Below are 17,667 nucleotides of genomic sequence, written 5' to 3'. Positions count from 1 at the left end.
ATAGTATATATGTGTTATACCCAAAATTTATTTGTTTAACAAAATATTAGTTGTTTTAAAATAAATAATTTTATGAGTATACAAAGAAGATTTCTTCCTAATACCCGAAATCACAAAACCGTATCATTCAATGGAAAAATCAACATTTTACGTTTTTAACAATGTATGTTATAATACATATATCAATTATTTAAATTAAAAGCAATATCAAACAAAACTATGAATGGATAAGTTTATGAATAATAAACAAAAAATAAAAATTATAAAGAATGGCCCTTACAGGGTTACAGGCAATGTTCCTTTAAGTGAAAAAATCATTGTTTTAAAGGGCAATCAATACGAATATAAGGACGGCGAGCAATTAATAGGTACTGACAGCTACTTGCTGTGCAGATGCGGACGCTCTGAAAAGCATCCTTTTTGTGACGGAACTCATAGTAAAATTAAATTTGACGGAACCGAGACCGCTTCAAAAAAACCGTTTAAAGAGCGTGCAGAAGTATTTGAAGGACCTGAAATTACATTGCTGGATGACGGCAGATGCGCCTATGCCCGGTTTTGTCACAGAAACGACGGAGACGCATGGGAGTTGACAGAAAATTCTGATGATGAACATCTTAAAGAAGAAGCAATCATTGCCGCCGTGGAATGCCCTGCAGGAAGATTGCTTGCCGTCACTAAAAACAATGAAGAAATCGAGCCAAAACTGGAGCCTTCTATAGAAATACTTCAGGACGAAGAATTGAACGTCAGCGGTCCTATTTACGTTAAGGGCTATATTCCTATAGAATCGGTTGACGGTGTTATATATGAAGTAAGAAACAGACAAACACTTTGCCGCTGCGGGAAATCTAAAATCAAACCATTTTGTGATTCTTCCCATGTCAGAATAAAATTCAGAGACAAGTGTTAGGGTGAAAATTTGGAGCAAACAATGGAATTAGTCAATATAACAGATAAAGACAGAAAAAATTTTATAAACTTTTATAAAAATCAATATTTAGATAATCCACTTAAAAGGGATTCAATGTCAGGATTGTTGAAAGGCTTGGTTTATGGAACCTCTGAGCTATGCAAATCAGTAGATTTAGAGCCGTTGATGATTATGGACAATGGTAGGATAATAATGATTTGCGTTTTGGCATTTGCTTATAGAATGCAGGATTTTGTTCAGATTGGTTTTTTTGAAGCCACTGAATTAAACCAAAACGCGTTTAAGCTTATTTTGGATAGAGCTGAACAATTTGCATATGCAAAGGGTGCTTACAAATTAAGTGCCTCTTTGAATATACACGTTAATTACGGGCTTGGATTTCTGGCAAGCGGCTATGATAAAAAACAGAGCTTTGGTATGGCGCACAATCCTGAATTTTACCATGAATTCTTTACATCAAATAATTTTGAAGCTATAGAAATGGTAAGTTACAAAAAAGACATGCGAAATACGGACAAACTGTTAAGTGATGAAATTGTTGATAGATTAAATGGAATTTACACTGTAAGAGAAGCCGATTTTAGTAATTTAAAGCGTGAAGCAGAAATATATACCGATATAAATAATTTAAGCTTTAAAGAACACTTATTTTATTATCCAAGAAAAAAAGAAGAAGATTACGAATTGTTTAAGGACTTAAGATTTCTGATTAAGCCTGAGAACTTGCTTTTTGTTGAAAAGAACGGTACTCCCGTTGGCTTTATGCTCTGGTATCCGAATTTTAATCAAATAATGAGTTCAAATGAAACAGTCGGATTAAAAACAGTTATTAAAAACAGGTTGTTTTCTCATAAAATAGACACCTTTAAAATTGTAGAAATGGGTGTAATTCCGGGTGAAAGAAGCAAAGGTGCAATACTTTGCCTGTTCAACTATTGCTTCAAATGCATTAAGGGTAAGTATGATTATATGGAATCAGGTTGGATTTTATCTGATAATACTAAGTCTAAAAGCTTCGGCATCAAATGGGCTGACTGTGAATCTAAACGCTATAAGGCATACATCAAGGTATTGAATAATGAGCAGATATAAAACTATTAATAATTTTGAATCGAATCATTATCACTTCATATATGAAAATCGAATGGAAGAGCTTCTTCCTCTTTTAAAGCTGCTGGAAAAAGTCAATCCCTGCAATCAGGAATATGAGTTTACAGACAGCTGTTTGTTGATTTCATATTCTCATAAATTAAACTTATTCAATTTCAGCAATTTGTTCCCCTTAAAAGCTAATGTTCAAATAATCGGCTTGCCTGTTTCAGTCTGTATGAAGGGTTATTTAGGCAATCATGTTGAAATTGAAAGCCTAATAAAAAAGAAGAAGGGATTAAAAATCATTCTTAACGGCGATAACATTTTTAGTAGCGGCGGAAAAACTTTATCATCCTTTGTTTTTGATAACAAATTTTCAACCTTTGATGATTATTTAAACAGCTTAAGAAGTCCGTACAGAAGGCGGATAAACAAAGCTCTCGTTTTCAGAAACAAATTAAATATAAGAAAAATAGACAATGATGAATTCAATGAAGATCATTACAAGCTTTATCTGAGCATAATGAAAAGGACCGAAAACCCATTAGAAACATTACCATCGGACTTTTTCAGAGAATATGACGCTGAAATATATGAATTTTCAGATGTATATACTAACGATATCATAGGTTTCATTCAGTTAAAGTCAATAAATGATACTCTTTATTTTTTATTTGGCGGTTTTAATAAAGAAGATATAAAGCTATATGATATATACTATAATATGCTGCTGAAGATTATCGAGGTGGGAATTGAAAAGCAGGTAAGGACAATAGAATTTGGTCAGACCGCCGAAGAAAGTAAATTAAAAATCGGCTGCAGGGAGCAGTATAAATATTTGTATGTCCATCACAGCAATTTTCTTTTGAATTCTATCATTCAAAAGTTGCTGCCGTTGTTTTCATATAAGCCGTACAGTATAAAACACCATGTGTTTAAAGATAACTTATGTACAAAGGGGTAGGTAAGGATGAGCAATATTAAAGTGTGGGACTTCTGGGCAAATAAGTATGAAGGATTATGGGTGCAAAAGTATTCTCTTGCTCCAACAAGAAGAGACATAATTAAAGAACTTAAAAGTATCTTAAATATAGATAAATCATATAGCATACTTGATATGGGATGTGGAACCGGTCAGCTTATAACAGATATGAAGAATGAATTCAAAGATTACAATATAAAATATACAGGGGTAGATTTATCGGGAGAAATGATTAAATTAGCTAAAAGCAAAGATTCTGAAACAACATATATAGTCAGCAGTATTGATGACTTCCATATAGAAGAGAAATTCGACATAATAATATGCACTCATTCCTTTCCTTATTATCAAGATAAAATTGCTTCCTTAAAGAAATTTCACACAATGCTGAAGTCGTCAGGAACTTTATTATTAGCACAAGCATCGGCCAATACAGTTTATGACCATATAGCAATGTTTTTTGTTAAGTTCACCACCGGAAGTGCAATATATCCTTCTATTAAGGATATAAGAAATATAACAAAAGATATTTTTATATTACTAAAAATTCATAAGATAAAAGAAAAGTGGTATATGCCTACGATATGCTTGTTTTTACTTAATAAGGAGGAATAAAAAGTAATGGATATATTACTTATACGCCCAAAACCAGATAAAAAAACAATAGGTCTTCAAAATGTAATGATTTGTGAACCATTAGAATTAGAATACATAGGAGCCTATGTAGAGCCTATGGGACATAAAGTAACTATAATTGATATGATATTAGAAAAGAAACCTCTATCTTATTACATCAAAAAACATAATCCAAATATTGTTGGTATTACTTCATATATAGCACATGTAAATGTTGTTAAAAATTATGCAAAAGAAATAAAGCAGGTAAATCCATCATGTAAGGTTGCTATAGGCGGTGTGCATGCGGAAGTTGTTCCAGAAGATTTTGAAGACGATAATATCGATTACATCGTTGCATCTAATGGACTTAAAACCTTTGCTGAAGTATTAACCTCATTGAACAATAACGATAACAGGAAAATAAGTGGTGTCTGGAATGATGGTTATCAATTATGTACAAAGGAAACAACATTCAACTATCCGCATCCAAACAGAAGGTTAGTAGAAAAATATAGAAATAGGTACTATTATATGTTTCACAATCCTTGTGCATTGATGAAAACTTCATATGGATGCCCCTATCAATGTAATTTTTGTTTTTGCAGAAAAATAACAGACGGAAAATATTTTACGCGGGATTTAGAAGATATAATTGAAGAAATAAAATTAATTTCAGAAAGAGAAATTTATATAGTCGATGATGATTTTTTAGTAGACAGGAACAGAATACTAAAATTCTTCAGGCTTTTAAAAGAAAATAATTTAAATAAAAAGTTTCTGATATATGCAAGGGCGGATTTTATAGCTGAAAATGAAGACATAATAGATAAATTTTCAAAGATAGGTCTAAGAGCAGTAATAGTAGGACTTGAATCAAGTAATGAAGAGGAACTCAAAAAATATAATAAGAAAAGCAATGTGGAAATAAATGAGAAAGCTATTAATATCCTTAAAAGATATAATGTAGAATGCTACGGCACACTTATACTTGGTGTAGACTGGGACGACAATGATTTTAACAGATTATATAAATGGATAAGAAAAATAGATATAAAGTTCATAAATCTCCAACCCTTTACTCCCATACCCGGTACAGAGCTTTATGAAGAATATAAAGATAAACTTATTATTCCAAGAAATGAGTCTGAAAAGTGGGACTTAGCACACTTAACAGTACAACCATCTAAAATTTCAATACGCAGATATTATTGGAATATAATAAAGCTATATTATAAGGTAACTATGAATCCGCGAAATTTAATTAAAATGATCAGGGAATACGGAATTAGGGAAAACCTTAAATTATCTGTGGGAGCTTCTAACATAACTATACAATATTTTATAAAAATGTTTCGAAATTAAAAAATGAGGGGTTTATATGAAGGTTTTATTGGTAAGACCATGGGTAAACAAAAATATAACAACAGTTAAAAACTTTTTGTTTGGCGAACCTATGGGGATAGAATGTGTTTCGACTATATTAAAAGAAAATAATACAGAAGTATTATTGGTTGATTTCATGGTAGAAACAAACGGAAGGCTTGAAACATACTTAGAGAATTTTAAGCCGGACATAGTAGGTGTTACATCTCAGTGTACTGATGTTGAAAATGTTGTTCAAATAGCTAAGATGACAAAGCAATTTAACGAAGGAATAACTGTCTTGGTTGGCGGAGTACAGGCAGCAACTTATCCGGATAGTTTCTTTTTGGATTGTATCGATTATGTATTTAAATCTACCACAAGAAAAAATATAGAGGAACTGATACAGAATGTTGCAAATGGAAATGAACCTGTATTAATTGATGGTGTATACAGCAAAAACCTGCAGTTTATAAATGATGGGGAATTTTGTTTTAATGAATACATTGTTCCGGATAGAGAGTCTACATCAAGGTATAGAAAAGAATACAGCTATATAGGATATAAGCCTTGTGCTGTATTGCAAACAGCTTATGGCTGCAGAAACAGGTGTAATTTCTGTGTAAGATGGAAGTTAGAAGGATCAAAGGTAAGAGAAATCCTCATTGATGAAATAGTAGACCAAATTGAAAGTATCGATGAACCATACATTATGATTTGCGATAATGACTTTTTAATAAATGAGAAAAGGCTTACCAGGTTTTGTGAATTATTAGAAGAAAGAAATATCAAAAAAGAATATATGTGTTATGGCAGCGTGAACAGCATATTGGAAAAGTCAGATATATTAGACAGGCTGAGAAAAAATGGTATAGTTGCGGTAATTGTAGGATATGAAGCTTTTGATGATAACAGATTGAAGTCTTACAATAAAGCAGCTACAGTAGACGACAATATAACAGCTACTGAATTGCTCAGAAAAAACAATATAGCTTGTTGGGGTTCGTTTATAATTCATCCGGACTGGGAAAAGTCAGATTTTAAAAAATTAATAGAATATATAAACATATTAAAACCGGAGCTTATAACATTTTCACCCTTGGTGCCTCACCCATTAACTCCATTATACGATGAATTCAAAGACAGATTGATATATGAAAAAGAAGATTATGATAAATGGAATTTTGGGGATGTTTTAATATATCCATCTAAAATGAGTCTAAAAGCATATTACTGGGAAGTACTGAAATTGACATTAAAAGTAAATGGAAACCGGCACTCGGTTAAATATACTTTTAAAACATTCCCGATAAGGAACACACTAAAAATGGTTTTCGGATTCAATTCATTGTTCAAAGTCTATATTAAAAATTTTCTGACAAGAAGGTAGGGTATAAAAATGAAATTACTATTGGTAAGACCCAAGTCCCTTAATTTGATATCAAATGTTAATGTAATAGATTTAGAACCTCTTGATTTGGAATATTTATATACAATAGCAAAAGAAGAGAATGTAGATTGCAGGATATTTGATGCTCTTCATGATAATAGAAAATTAAAGGATATGCTTATAAATTTTCAACCTGATATAGTAGCTGTCTCCGGGTACATAACTCAGGAACAAGTAATGATTGATTGTTCAAAAATAGTTAAAGAGTATAATCCGTCAGTAAAAGTAATGATTGGAGGAGTACATGCTGAAATTAATTTTGAAAGATTTTATACGGATAACATAGATTATATAATGCATTCAAGTTCCCTTGAACCTTTTAAACGCATTCTAAGATTAGGGTTGGATTTTGACATAAAAGAATTAGAATCCATTGATGGAATATGTTATCGGAAAAATAAAGAGTGGATTGAAAACAAAAAACTATCGGCAGATCCCAATGATTTACCTATACCTGACAGGTCCCACTTTAATGAAAATAAAAACTTGTACAGATACCTCGGATATAGTCCTTGTGCAATAGTGAAAACAGCCTATAGCTGTCCTTATGAATGCAGCTTCTGCTTTTGCAGAAAAATTAATGAGGGAAAATATATTGCACGCGATATAAATTTAGTTGTAGATGAGATAGAAGGTATCGAATGTGATAATATTCATATAGTAGATGATACATTCCTGGTAAATAAACAAAGGGTAAATACGTTTATATCTTTAATAAAAGAGAGAAATATTAAAAAGAATTTTGTTATATACAGCAGAGCTGATTTTGTTGTAGAAAACGAAGAAATCATAAAAGAATTAGGTTCTGCGGGAGTAGCAGGAATCATAGTAGGACTTGAAGCTATTGATGACAATACTCTGAATTCATATAGTAAGCAATCATCAAAAAATGTAAATGAGGAATGCGTAAGAATACTTAAAAAACATGATATAGACTGTTTAGCACTTTTTATTGTGGATATGCAATCTACAAAACAAGATTTTGCAAAGTTATATAATTGGATTGAACAAGCAGAGTTAAAATATGCATCAGTATCTATATTTACACCAATTCCCGGCACTCAACTATATGAAGAATACAAAGATAAGCTTACTACTGACAAAATACACTACTGGGACTTCATACATTTAGTACTGAAGCCAACAAATCTGACAAAACAGGAATATTATATGGAATATTATAAATTAATTGTAAAACTCACACTGCTTGGAAAGAAACATGGAGTTTACGACTTTGTTGATTTGCAATATATAAGGGATACAGCAAAGAATTTCTTTGCAAGTTTGATGGAAGAATAAAGGGGGAGGAGTAATCTTGAATAAAAAAATATTACTTATACAGCCGAGCCCCTATGACCGGAATCATAAGCCAATAAAGAAAAGCCGATTGTACTTTGTGGGACTTGCAATGCCCTTATTGGCAGCAATGATGCCCGATGACTGGGAGTCAGAAATTATACTTGAGATATTAGAGGATATACCCTGGGATACCGATGCTGATATCGTAGGTATAAGCTCAATGGGGCACGGTGTCATAAGGTCTATAGATATAGCGAAGAAATTTAAGGAAATAGGAAAAACAGTGATATTGGGCGGCTACATGGTAAGCATTATGGCTGAAGAGGCATTAAAATATTGCGATGCGGTTGTAGTCGGCGATGCAGAATTGATATGGTCAGAACTATTGGAAGATTTTGAAAATGGCAAGCTAAAAAACATATACGAAAAAAACTTGGAAAAAGGATTTTTTTCAACACCTTTGCCTCGATTTGATTTAATTGTCAACAAAAAAATCGGAGATTTTCTTCCTGTACAAGCAGGCAGAGGATGTCCCAATATATGCAGCTTTTGTTCTGTTGCATGCTTATATAAGGGGCATTACATTAAAAAACCTCTTAATGAGGTGGTAAGGGATATAAAGCAAGTTAAGGAACTGGGTTTTAAAAAGTTTTTATTGCTGGATGACAATATATTTTCCGACAGAGAATATCTGCATGAATTGTTAAATGAAATAAAAAAGCTTAACATGGAATGGATGAGCCAATGTGATATAAAAATCGGCAAGGAAGATGAACTGCTGAAGCAATTGTCCGAAAGCGGTTGTACCACACTTAGCTTCGGGCTTGAGAGTATTTCCCGGGAAAGTTTAATAGGAATGAACAAGGGCTGGGCAAATCCTTCAAGATATCCTGAATTAATAAGGAACATACAAAGGCATGGAATTGATGTTTCCACTGAAATGGTGGTAGGTGGAGAGGGAGATACCTTGGAATCCATAAGAATGACAAAGAATTTTATAGAGGAAAATAAAATCTCTGTTCCCCGTTTTTATATTCTGACACCCATTCCGGGAACTAAATTTTTTAAAGATATTGTAGATGAAGGCAGATTAATTAACGATAATATATATTCCTTTGATGGTACTGAAGCTGTTCATAAACCCAGAAATATGACACCTGAGGAATTGACATCAGCCTACTGGGATTTATACGAATCTCTGTTCACTTATAAATCAATTATCAAAAGGAACATATTAAGAAAGGAATTTTTGAAAAATCCGGGAAAATATTTGTTTTATTGTTTTGTGAACTTATTTTACAAATATCAGATAAAAAGCAGAATCACACCGAATATATTTTAGAAGAGAGATCCTTCTCTACGATTGATATGACATAAAAGGTGTTATTTATGAAAATATTTAGAATAACGAAGGGATCACTTAAGGCGGTTGGTAAGTATGTAAAATTGATGATGGAATCTCAGTCTTGTTAAAATTATATTAATGATTGATAATATAATTTTAAGTGATATAATTGTTCTTATATTTATTTACTGAAAGGCTATTATTATGAAGAAAAAAGATATTTTGCTTGCAGCGTTGCTTGTAATCATGTGGGGTATTAATTTTACCGTAATTAAATTAGGTCTTAAGGGTGTACCTTCAATGCTGTTAATTGCATTAAGATATTTATTTACCGCTTTCCCTGCTGTATTTTTTGTTAAAAAACCAAAAACAGAGTTAAAATATATTGTGCTCTTCGGACTCTTTGTAGGTGTGGGGCAATTTGCTTGTTTGTTTTATGCCATGGAAATCGGGATGCCCGCAAGTATTGCATCCATAGTTTTGCAGATACAGGCTTTTATATCTCCTGTAATGGCAGTATTTTATTTAAATGAAAAAATAAAGACTAAGCAAATTATTGGTTTTGTAATTGCAGCTGCGGGACTCTTGATTATAGGTGCGGCAAATGCCAGAGACGGTATCAACGCAATACCTGTATTGGCAATCATACTAAATTTATTAGCTCCTGTTTTCTGGTCAGCATCAAACATAGTTGCACGAATTGCATCTGACAAGGAGGAAGCAAAGGGCGAAAAGCTTGATATGTTCAGTCTGGTTGTCTGGTCATCACTGATTCCGATTATACCGCTTACAGCCTTGGCATTCATTTTTGATACACCTCAGACCATACTCAATGTGCTGACTAATTTTAGCGGAATATCAATTTTTTCAGTTTTATACTTAGCGGTAGGAGCAACATTATTCGGATATGGAGTATGGGGTAAGCTTATCGGCGAATATCCCATGGGAAAGGTAGCACCTATTCCCCTGCTGGTTCCGGTAATAGCACTTATATCAGCGAGAATTGTACTTGATGAACAGCTTTCAGGTATGCAGTGGATAGGAGTTGTTATCATATTAATCGGATTAATAACTTCAAATTTAGATTTTGGAATGTTTAAAAAACATCTTGGACGCAAAGCTTTAGAGAATGAAAAATTATAAATAGGCGAAAAAAAGGGATTCCCCAGTCTCGGAATGACAGTTGTGCAATCCGTCATTCCGAGCAAAGAGAGGAATCTCATCAAATAATTAAATCTTCATCCTTAACTTCACCGATTGCAACTATATTTGTTGTACCTATGAGATACAGATTGTCAACATTATTGTTCGTTCTTTCTACTTCGACGAACAACTCTCCTCCGTCAACTACAATTTTTGCCCTATCTCCTGTTAAATAACCCTTAAGCATCAGAGCAACCGCAGTTGATGCTGAACCTGTTCCGCACGCTAAAGTGAAATCTTCAACACCTCTTTCGTAGGTTTTTACCAATGCGGAATTTTTATCCATCACCTCAAAAAAATTAACATTCGCTCCCTTGGGGAAGCCTTCATAATATCTTATCTTTTTTCCTGCTTCACGCAATTTGCTTTCATCTGCCTGCTGAAGATCATATTTAACAACAGCATGAGGCAGTCCCGGATTTCCTAACTCTATATATGAACACTCATATTTTATACCGTCTATTTCTATATCATTATCAAGCTTAATCACTTCTGGTTTGTTAAGCAAAACTTTAACCAAACGTCCTTCTATAACTTCAGAATGTATAATACCTGCTCCCGTTTCGAAGGTCATTTTTTTTCCTACTAAGTTGTTTACATATGCATATCGGGAAATGCACCTTGCTCCGTTGCCGCACATTTCACCTTCACTGCCGTCACGGTTAAAAAAACGCATTTTGAAATCTGCATCTCCCTCAGGGTAATCGACCACCATAAAGCCGTCAGCACCGATTGATAGTTTTCTCTGGCAAAGCTTCTTTGCGATTGAAGGTAATTTATATACAGGAATATTTAATTTCATGTTATTAATAATTATAAAATCATTTCCTGCACCCTGCATTTTATAAAAATCCATAATATCACTTCCTCGCATTTTTTATTTCAATGATTCAGGTATAACTTCATTTGCTATCATGTGATCATATGTCTGTCTTTTTACTATAATTTCTGATTTGCCGTCCTTAACCAACACAGTTGCAGGTACAGGGTTTTTATTATAGTTACTTGCCATGGAATAACCATATGCTCCTGTTGAAAAAACTGCAAATATATCTCCTCTTTCAGCGATAGCAATATGTGCATCCTTAATTAATATATCTCCCGATTCACAGCATTTTCCGCTTATTGTAACTAAATCCGTCTTAGCCATATCCGCTTTATTAGCAACAATACCTTCATATTTGGCTTGATACAATGCAGGTCTTATATTATCAGTCATACCGCCGTCAACAGACACATATTTTCTTATCCCTTTTATGTCCTTTATAGTACCGATTGTATAAAGTGTTATTCCTGATTCACCAACTATGCTTCTGCCCGGTTCAATAACAATTTCCGGTCTCGTGATATTCATTTCCTTTGAAAACTCTTCAATTCTTTCCATCATCGGATCTAAGAAATACGCATATGACTTTTTATCATCATCATCCGTATACTTGATTCCGAATCCGCCGCCTATATTTAATTCCGGTGTTACGTAATTATATTTGTCAATTATATCCTTTATTAGTTTTAATGCAGTTCCCAATGCTTTTAAATGTGATTCATTGTTAAGAAGCTGCGAACCCACATGAAAATGAAAGCCCATGAAATTTATATGCGGTGAATTTATTGCTTTTTCGATTGCAGGAAATATAACTTCATCATCTAAAGGAATACCAAACTTAGAATCTTTTTTTCCTGTAACTATATAATCATGAGAATCACTTTTAACTCCCGGCGTTATTCTGTACAGTATATTGGTTTTCTTCCCTTTTTTCTTACAAATGCCTTCTATAATATCTAACTCATCGAGACCATCCACTATTATTCGTCCAATGTTGTAATCAATCGCAAGCTCTAATTCTCCGATTGATTTGTTGTTGCCGTTAAACTCAATTTTTTCTGCAGGAAAATTCGCTTTAATAGCTGTATATAACTCTCCTCCTGAGACAACATCCAGGCAAAGTCCTTCTCTTTCAATTATCCTGCACATTGAAAGGGTTAAAAATGCTTTTGCAGCATATGCTGCTCTCGTTCTTTCATATTTGTTTAGAAATGTATCTCTTATTTCTTTGCATTTTTCCACAATAGCCGTTTCACTCATTACATATAAAGGTGTTCCGTATTTCTCAGCCAATTCTACAGTATTACATCCGTCAAAATACAAGATATTATTTTTAATTTCTTTAATCATAGTTGGTCTCCTTAAAAATAGATACTAACATTTTATCCTTATGCATTAAGGATTATTGTATTATGTTGCTGTCCACCGTCAATAACTGTTATTATTATATCACTAAATACTGTTTAAAACCACATAGCATTTACAATAACGGCTGAAGCAATCAAAGATGCTAAATCTCCTAACAACCCGGCGATAACAGAATGTCTTACGTTTGTAATACCTACAGCTCCAAAATAAACTGCGATAACATAAAATGTTGTTTCTGTGGAACCCAAAGCAACGGATGCAATTCTACCAATCTGACTTTGTGTACCATACATGGTTAAAAGATCACTCATCATACCCTCTGCACCACCTCCTGAGAAGGAACGCATAATTCCCATAGGAAGAATTTCGCCCGGAAGGCCAATCAAGCTTGTAATCGGATTGATGATATTAGTCAGCCAGTCCATAGCCCCTGAAGCACGAAACATTCCGATTGCACAAAGCATACATACTAAATATGGTACAATCATTGCAGAAACCTTTAAGCCTTCTTTTGCACCTTCTGTAAATACGGAATAAACCTTAACACCTTTTGCCAATGCATATACAGGTATAACTAGCAATATCAATGGTATTGCATATTTGGAAATAATATTTAAAACTTCTGTCATGAATATATCCTCCTTAATCTCTTCACTTATAACTTAATTGGGTCATTTCCGATGTAATCTTCATTAATTGTCAAAGTACCGGCTGCTCTTTCTCTTTCAATGACATTTTCCAGTTTATATTTCTTTGATTTGTTTAAGAGCAATGTAACTCCAACTCCGACAACTGTAGAAATAGTTGTAGCTAAAATAACCGGTCCTACAACTTCCGCTGCTCCTTCTACCTGGACTGCAGAACGCAATGCCAATACCGTAACCGGAATCAATGTAATTGAAGTAGTACTGATTGCAAGTATCATACATTGTGCATCCGTAGCAATGTGTTTCGTTTTGTTCAGTGTCTGCAAATCTGCCATCGCCTTTAAACCAAAAGGTGTTGCCGCATTACCAATACCTAAAATGTTTGCTGCAAAATACAAAGCCATAGAACTCATTGCAGGATGGTCTTTCGGCACATCAGGAAACAATAAGCGCATAACCGGGCTGATAGCCTTTCCTAATTTCTCACAAAGTCCTGCTTTTTCCATAACGGACATAAGCCCTGTAAAAAAGACCATGACACCTACTAGTCCAATTACAATTTCAACTGCTGTGCCTGCAAAACTAAATAAAGCTTCCTGAACTGCAGCTATATTTCCTGTTACAGTTCCGGCAATTACAGCAATAGCTACAAGTCCTACCCAAATAAAATTCATCATAGTAATAATTCCTCCTTAAAATGGTTTGTCTTTAGATACAAATAACAATATGCAATTTTCTTGCCACATCTGTATTTTTGCTTTTCCCTTGCACTTTTTATGTTTTTTCAAGCCTTCACATTAAGACATTATTCTTAGGAAGTTATTTTAGTACTGAATTACGCACTCCAATTCCTGATTTTAGGAATCAATGTAAAATAATATTTCCGCTTTACTTTTTTTAGACGGATATGTAGAATAGGATAAAGCATAAAAAAGGAGAACAAAATGAAACGAATCAAATACTATTATTCCACCATGTCAAGACAGGTCTTCCTGATACTTCTTATGTTTCTCGTTTTGGCACGTTTTGTCATATTTTATGAAGTTATTGTATTCGACATAAATAATTATGCCGATTCTTACAATATAGGTGCATCTATTCTTCTCTATACTGTATATTTGGGAACATGCCTTTTCTTTTTTTTCGGGCACAAATTATTTTATACAGATTATAACGAAACCGAAATTATTTATTATAACCGGATTTTAAGAAAAAAAAATATAATGAGGATTGAAGAAATTTCAAAAGCTATTTTGGGTAAACGAGGAATTTCATTATATGCTGCAAATAACGAAAACGCTTCCTTATTTATTCCTTTTTTTCGACTGGGCATAGTTTCTCCTGTTGGAGTTGACGAATTTTACAAACTGTTAAAAACAAAAAACATCTCCATAGAAAAGAAATTTACAAAACTTCCTGGGCACGGTTCTTCAAGAAAAGCTTTTTCCCTAATTTACTCCTGCCTGGCACTTTTAATCTTAGCTTCCCTTACACAATCTATTGCCTTGGCACGTGCTATTTTCATGAGTCATCCATAAACACAAAATTTTAATACACTTATCAGAGCGAAAAGAAATTCGGACAGGAATGATTCCTGTCCGAATTTCTTTTAACTTTCTTTTATAAACAATCCTTAATAATACGCATGGCGTTATCTTTACATATTTTATCTAGCTGTGCCTGGCTGAAATGCTTGCTCAAAGCATCTAGCAGTATAGGATACCCTGCATAATCCTTCATTTCAAGCTCGTCCTCAATACCATCAAAATCAGAACCAAATCCGATGCTTTCCACACCGGCTTTATCTGCCATATATACTGTATGGGAAACTATGTCTTCAATTGCGGAATATTCAGCACCTTCTCTTAAAAATCCGGCGCAGAAATTTACACCGACTAAACCGCCTTTATCACCAATAACCTTCAGCTGTTCATCTGACAGATTCCTTTGGTGATTGCATAAAGCTCGAGCACAGGAATGCGAAGCAACAAACGGCTTTTTTGAATACTTAGCCACATCGTAAAATCCACCTTCTGAAAGATGTGACACATCAACCAGCATACCTAACCGATTCATTTCGTCAAGTACATCAAACCCAAATGGCTTTAACCCTAACCGGTGTGCTTTTTCATCCTTACTGCATGGAAACCCTATTTCATTTTCAAAATTCCATGTAAGGGTTATAAGACGTACACCTTTTTCATAAAATTCTACCAAGCGTTCTGTTTTATTGCTTACAGCAACGCCATCTTCAATGGAAAGGAATGCGGACATCTTCCCTGAACTTTGATTTTTTTCAACATCATCTGCACAATAAGCCGGAAGAATCACATCCTTATTCTTTTTCATCTCTTTTTGGTAAACCTCGTAAACTCCTTGGAAAATTTCATAAGGATCCATTGTCTTCATTTCATTTCTGGATATGTAAACAGCAAAAAATTGCGCAAGTGCTCCTCCCTGTTGCATTTTCTTTAAACTGATATGACCTGAATTATCGAAAAGTCCGCAGTTATTGTCACGGTATAAGTTTAATAAAGTGTCACAGTGTAAATCAATCAATCTCATATAATACACCTATTTCCTTTCAACTTAATTTATATAACATAATTTTATGCAAGTATTATGCCAACAGAATCATTCATCATACTCTAATTTGATATAGCGTGTTTCTTCAATTTCTCATAAAAAACAGATTTTGACATGCCTAAATCCTTCATTGCCTGAGCCTTATTTCCATTTGCCCTAATCAATGCATCCTTCAAAAATTTTTTCTCCGCTTCTTGCATCTGCTCCTGCATAGAAGTTGCGGCTTGGCTGAAATCATTAATATTAATCTGTTCCGGATAAATCCAATTAGTTTCGCATAGTGTAATCGCCCGCTCAATGATGTTCTCCAACTCACGAACATTTCCCGGCCAGTTATATCGGAGAAGTTTGTCTAAGGCTTCGCCGGATAATTGCTTTTGTGGAAAATCATAACGAGTACAAATTTTATTCAAAATTTTGTTAATCAACATGTACAGATCTGATTTACGCTCACGAAGAGGAGGAATCGTAATTGGAAATACATTAATACGAAAATAAAGATCCTGTCTAAACCTTCCGTTCATCACTTCTTCTTCAAGATTTTTATTTGTTGCGGCAATTACCCTGACATCAATTGGAATTGGCTTTGATGATCCAACCCTGTAAATTATTTTATTTTGCAAAACATACAGTAATTTTACCTGAATTTCTAAAGGAAGGTCTCCAATTTCATCTAAAAAAATCGTGCCTCCATTTGCATTTTCAAAATAACCGGAGCGTCCGGAAGAAAGAGCTCCTGTAAAAGCACCCCCTACATATCCAAACAGTTCGCTTTCAAAAAGTGTAGGCGCAATAGCATTACAATTTACCTCTATAAAGGGAGACGATTTATTATATTCTTCGTGAATCAATCGGGCTAAAAGCGACTTTCCTGTTCCGCTTTCTCCTGTTATAATTACGTTAAATTTTGTTTTCGAAGCTTTATATGCAAGATACTTCAATTGGACCATTGAATGACTATTCCCTATAAACTCTGCAAAAGCATCTTTCGAAATGTCTCCGTATATCGGCGTTCGGTTCGTGTAGCTTTTCTCAACCTCCATTAAAATCTGATTACGGTAATCCAACAATTTTTCCAGCTCAGACACATCCTGTATGTTAAGTAATACGCCCTGCACGCCTTGCTTATCTTCAATGGCTCTCATTGAGCACAGCACCAGACGCTTATTAATCTCAAAAAAATCATTCGGAATAAAAGGTTCATTCCCTGATAGTACTGAGTTTATACTCTGCAGCAGCTTATCCCCCATAAAAAGATCATCAATTTTCTCTCCTATGACGTTAGGATCTTCTTTACTGTCCTTTGAAAAAAATTTACGCCCATGTAAAATTTCTTTAATCGATTCTTTTCGTATGGTATAACCCTTTGCCTGAAAAAATTTTATTACTCCACTTTTACCGTCAATGATGACCATATGACCGAAAGATCCTAAAAAAGATACACTATATGAATCTCCATTCACCCTGATATGTATTTTTTTCTTCATTGTCTCAATGCATATCTGAATTTGAAAACCCAGATAATTTGCTTCTAACACAAAATCTTCATTGAGGTTTGCACCACGAAGATATTTATAAACAGGCAATATTTCCGCATTTCCATAAACACCTATTCCTAAAATACAATCATTTGCCCGAATATCAGAATCCTTAATATTAATCAACGACAAATCTTTTGGTGACAAACACCCATCGTCTTCTCCAATTGCGCTATCTGCAAGAATAACAATATCTCCTTCTTCAATTTTTCCTGCATCATGTGAGGCATATTTATCAAAGATAATCCCGGTAATTCTCTTTGCATTTTGATTAAAAAGCTTCACCTTGTAATCTTTATCTACAAATATAATTCCGTCTTCCAGACAATCTGTAATAAGTTGAAGCAACTGAAAATTTTCTATCATTTCTTATATCTCCTAAACAACATTAGCCTTAATACTAAAAAGAACAGATCT

General features: G+C 33.8%; 16 protein-coding genes. 10 read left to right on the top strand and 6 right to left on the bottom strand.

The genetic code is table 11. The features are described 5' to 3' along the window. Window positions 1-235: 235 nt before the first annotated feature. The 9 genes from HZF24_RS03785 to HZF24_RS03745 all read left to right on the top strand — a co-directional run bounded on the left by HZF24_RS03785 (window position 236) and on the right by HZF24_RS03745 (window position 10,225). Complete coding sequence (locus HZF24_RS03785; protein WP_179236939.1) at window positions 236-913, top strand: CDGSH iron-sulfur domain-containing protein; 678 nt, start codon at window positions 236-238, stop codon at window positions 911-913. A 21-nt stretch (window positions 914-934) separates the two neighbouring features. Then, window positions 935-2,026, top strand: coding sequence for a hypothetical protein (locus HZF24_RS03780; protein WP_179236938.1), 1,092 nt, complete (start codon window positions 935-937; stop codon window positions 2,024-2,026). Next, complete coding sequence (locus tag HZF24_RS03775; RefSeq protein WP_179236937.1) at window positions 2,013-2,990, top strand: hypothetical protein; 978 nt, start codon at window positions 2,013-2,015, stop codon at window positions 2,988-2,990. Before HZF24_RS03780 ends, HZF24_RS03775 begins: the two co-directional genes overlap by 14 nt. 6 nt (window positions 2,991-2,996) lie before the next feature. Beyond that, a complete protein-coding gene (locus HZF24_RS03770) occupies window positions 2,997-3,623 on the top strand; it encodes a class I SAM-dependent DNA methyltransferase (protein WP_179236936.1) in 627 nt (208 codons plus the stop codon). Between the two features lie 6 nt (window positions 3,624-3,629). Continuing rightward, window positions 3,630-4,988 (top strand): B12-binding domain-containing radical SAM protein, encoded by a 1,359-nt coding sequence (locus HZF24_RS03765; RefSeq protein WP_179236935.1) that lies wholly within the window; start codon window positions 3,630-3,632, stop codon window positions 4,986-4,988. Between the two features lie 16 nt (window positions 4,989-5,004). Next, on the top strand, window positions 5,005-6,378 hold the full coding sequence (locus HZF24_RS03760) for a B12-binding domain-containing radical SAM protein (RefSeq protein ID WP_179236934.1): 1,374 nt from the start codon (window positions 5,005-5,007) through the stop codon (window positions 6,376-6,378). A 9-nt stretch (window positions 6,379-6,387) separates the two neighbouring features. Further along, window positions 6,388-7,737, top strand: a complete 1,350-nt coding sequence (locus HZF24_RS03755; protein ID WP_179236933.1) for a B12-binding domain-containing radical SAM protein — start codon at window positions 6,388-6,390, stop codon at window positions 7,735-7,737. A 13-nt stretch (window positions 7,738-7,750) separates the two neighbouring features. After that, on the top strand, window positions 7,751-9,079 hold the full coding sequence (locus tag HZF24_RS03750; protein WP_179237143.1) for a B12-binding domain-containing radical SAM protein: 1,329 nt from the start codon (window positions 7,751-7,753) through the stop codon (window positions 9,077-9,079). Window positions 9,080-9,286: 207 nt separating this feature from the next. Beyond that, window positions 9,287-10,225 (top strand): EamA family transporter, encoded by a 939-nt coding sequence (locus tag HZF24_RS03745; protein ID WP_179236932.1) that lies wholly within the window; start codon window positions 9,287-9,289, stop codon window positions 10,223-10,225. Between the two features lie 79 nt (window positions 10,226-10,304). On the opposite strand, the gene dapF is transcribed toward HZF24_RS03745, so the two are convergent. The 4 genes from dapF to HZF24_RS03725 all read right to left on the bottom strand — a co-directional run bounded on the left by dapF (window position 10,305) and on the right by HZF24_RS03725 (window position 13,803). After that, entirely contained in the window at window positions 10,305-11,141 is an 837-nt protein-coding gene (gene dapF, locus HZF24_RS03740) for a diaminopimelate epimerase (RefSeq protein WP_179236931.1), read from the bottom strand. A gap of 21 nt (window positions 11,142-11,162) precedes the next feature. Next, complete coding sequence (gene lysA / locus HZF24_RS03735) at window positions 11,163-12,461, bottom strand: diaminopimelate decarboxylase (protein ID WP_179236930.1); 1,299 nt, start codon at window positions 12,459-12,461, stop codon at window positions 11,163-11,165. Between the two features lie 113 nt (window positions 12,462-12,574). Continuing rightward, window positions 12,575-13,108 (bottom strand): spore maturation protein, encoded by a 534-nt coding sequence (locus tag HZF24_RS03730; protein ID WP_179236929.1) that lies wholly within the window; start codon window positions 13,106-13,108, stop codon window positions 12,575-12,577. Window positions 13,109-13,134: 26 nt separating this feature from the next. After that, on the bottom strand, window positions 13,135-13,803 hold the full coding sequence (locus HZF24_RS03725; RefSeq protein ID WP_179236928.1) for a nucleoside recognition domain-containing protein: 669 nt from the start codon (window positions 13,801-13,803) through the stop codon (window positions 13,135-13,137). Between the two features lie 267 nt (window positions 13,804-14,070). Here HZF24_RS03725 and HZF24_RS03720 point away from each other — a divergent pair, with 267 nt between their 5' ends. Further along, window positions 14,071-14,664, top strand: coding sequence for a hypothetical protein (locus HZF24_RS03720; protein ID WP_179236927.1), 594 nt, complete (start codon window positions 14,071-14,073; stop codon window positions 14,662-14,664). A gap of 82 nt (window positions 14,665-14,746) precedes the next feature. Here the strand turns inward: HZF24_RS03720 and HZF24_RS03715 are convergent, their stop codons facing one another. Continuing rightward, window positions 14,747-15,691 carry a dipeptidase gene (locus HZF24_RS03715; RefSeq protein ID WP_179236926.1) on the bottom strand — a complete coding sequence of 315 codons (945 nt, stop codon included), beginning with the start codon at window positions 15,689-15,691 and terminating at the stop codon, window positions 14,747-14,749. Window positions 15,692-15,774: 83 nt separating this feature from the next. Continuing rightward, window positions 15,775-17,616, bottom strand: a complete 1,842-nt coding sequence (locus tag HZF24_RS03710; RefSeq protein ID WP_179236925.1) for a sigma-54 interaction domain-containing protein — start codon at window positions 17,614-17,616, stop codon at window positions 15,775-15,777. Between the last annotated feature and the right edge of the window lie 51 nt (window positions 17,617-17,667).

The organism is Sedimentibacter hydroxybenzoicus DSM 7310, assembly GCF_013403245.1.
In the GTDB taxonomy this organism is placed as follows: domain Bacteria; phylum Bacillota; class Clostridia; order Tissierellales; family Sedimentibacteraceae; genus Sedimentibacter; species Sedimentibacter hydroxybenzoicus.
Note: the sequence above shows the minus strand (reverse complement) of the source record. Positions and strands in the feature narration are given on the sequence as shown.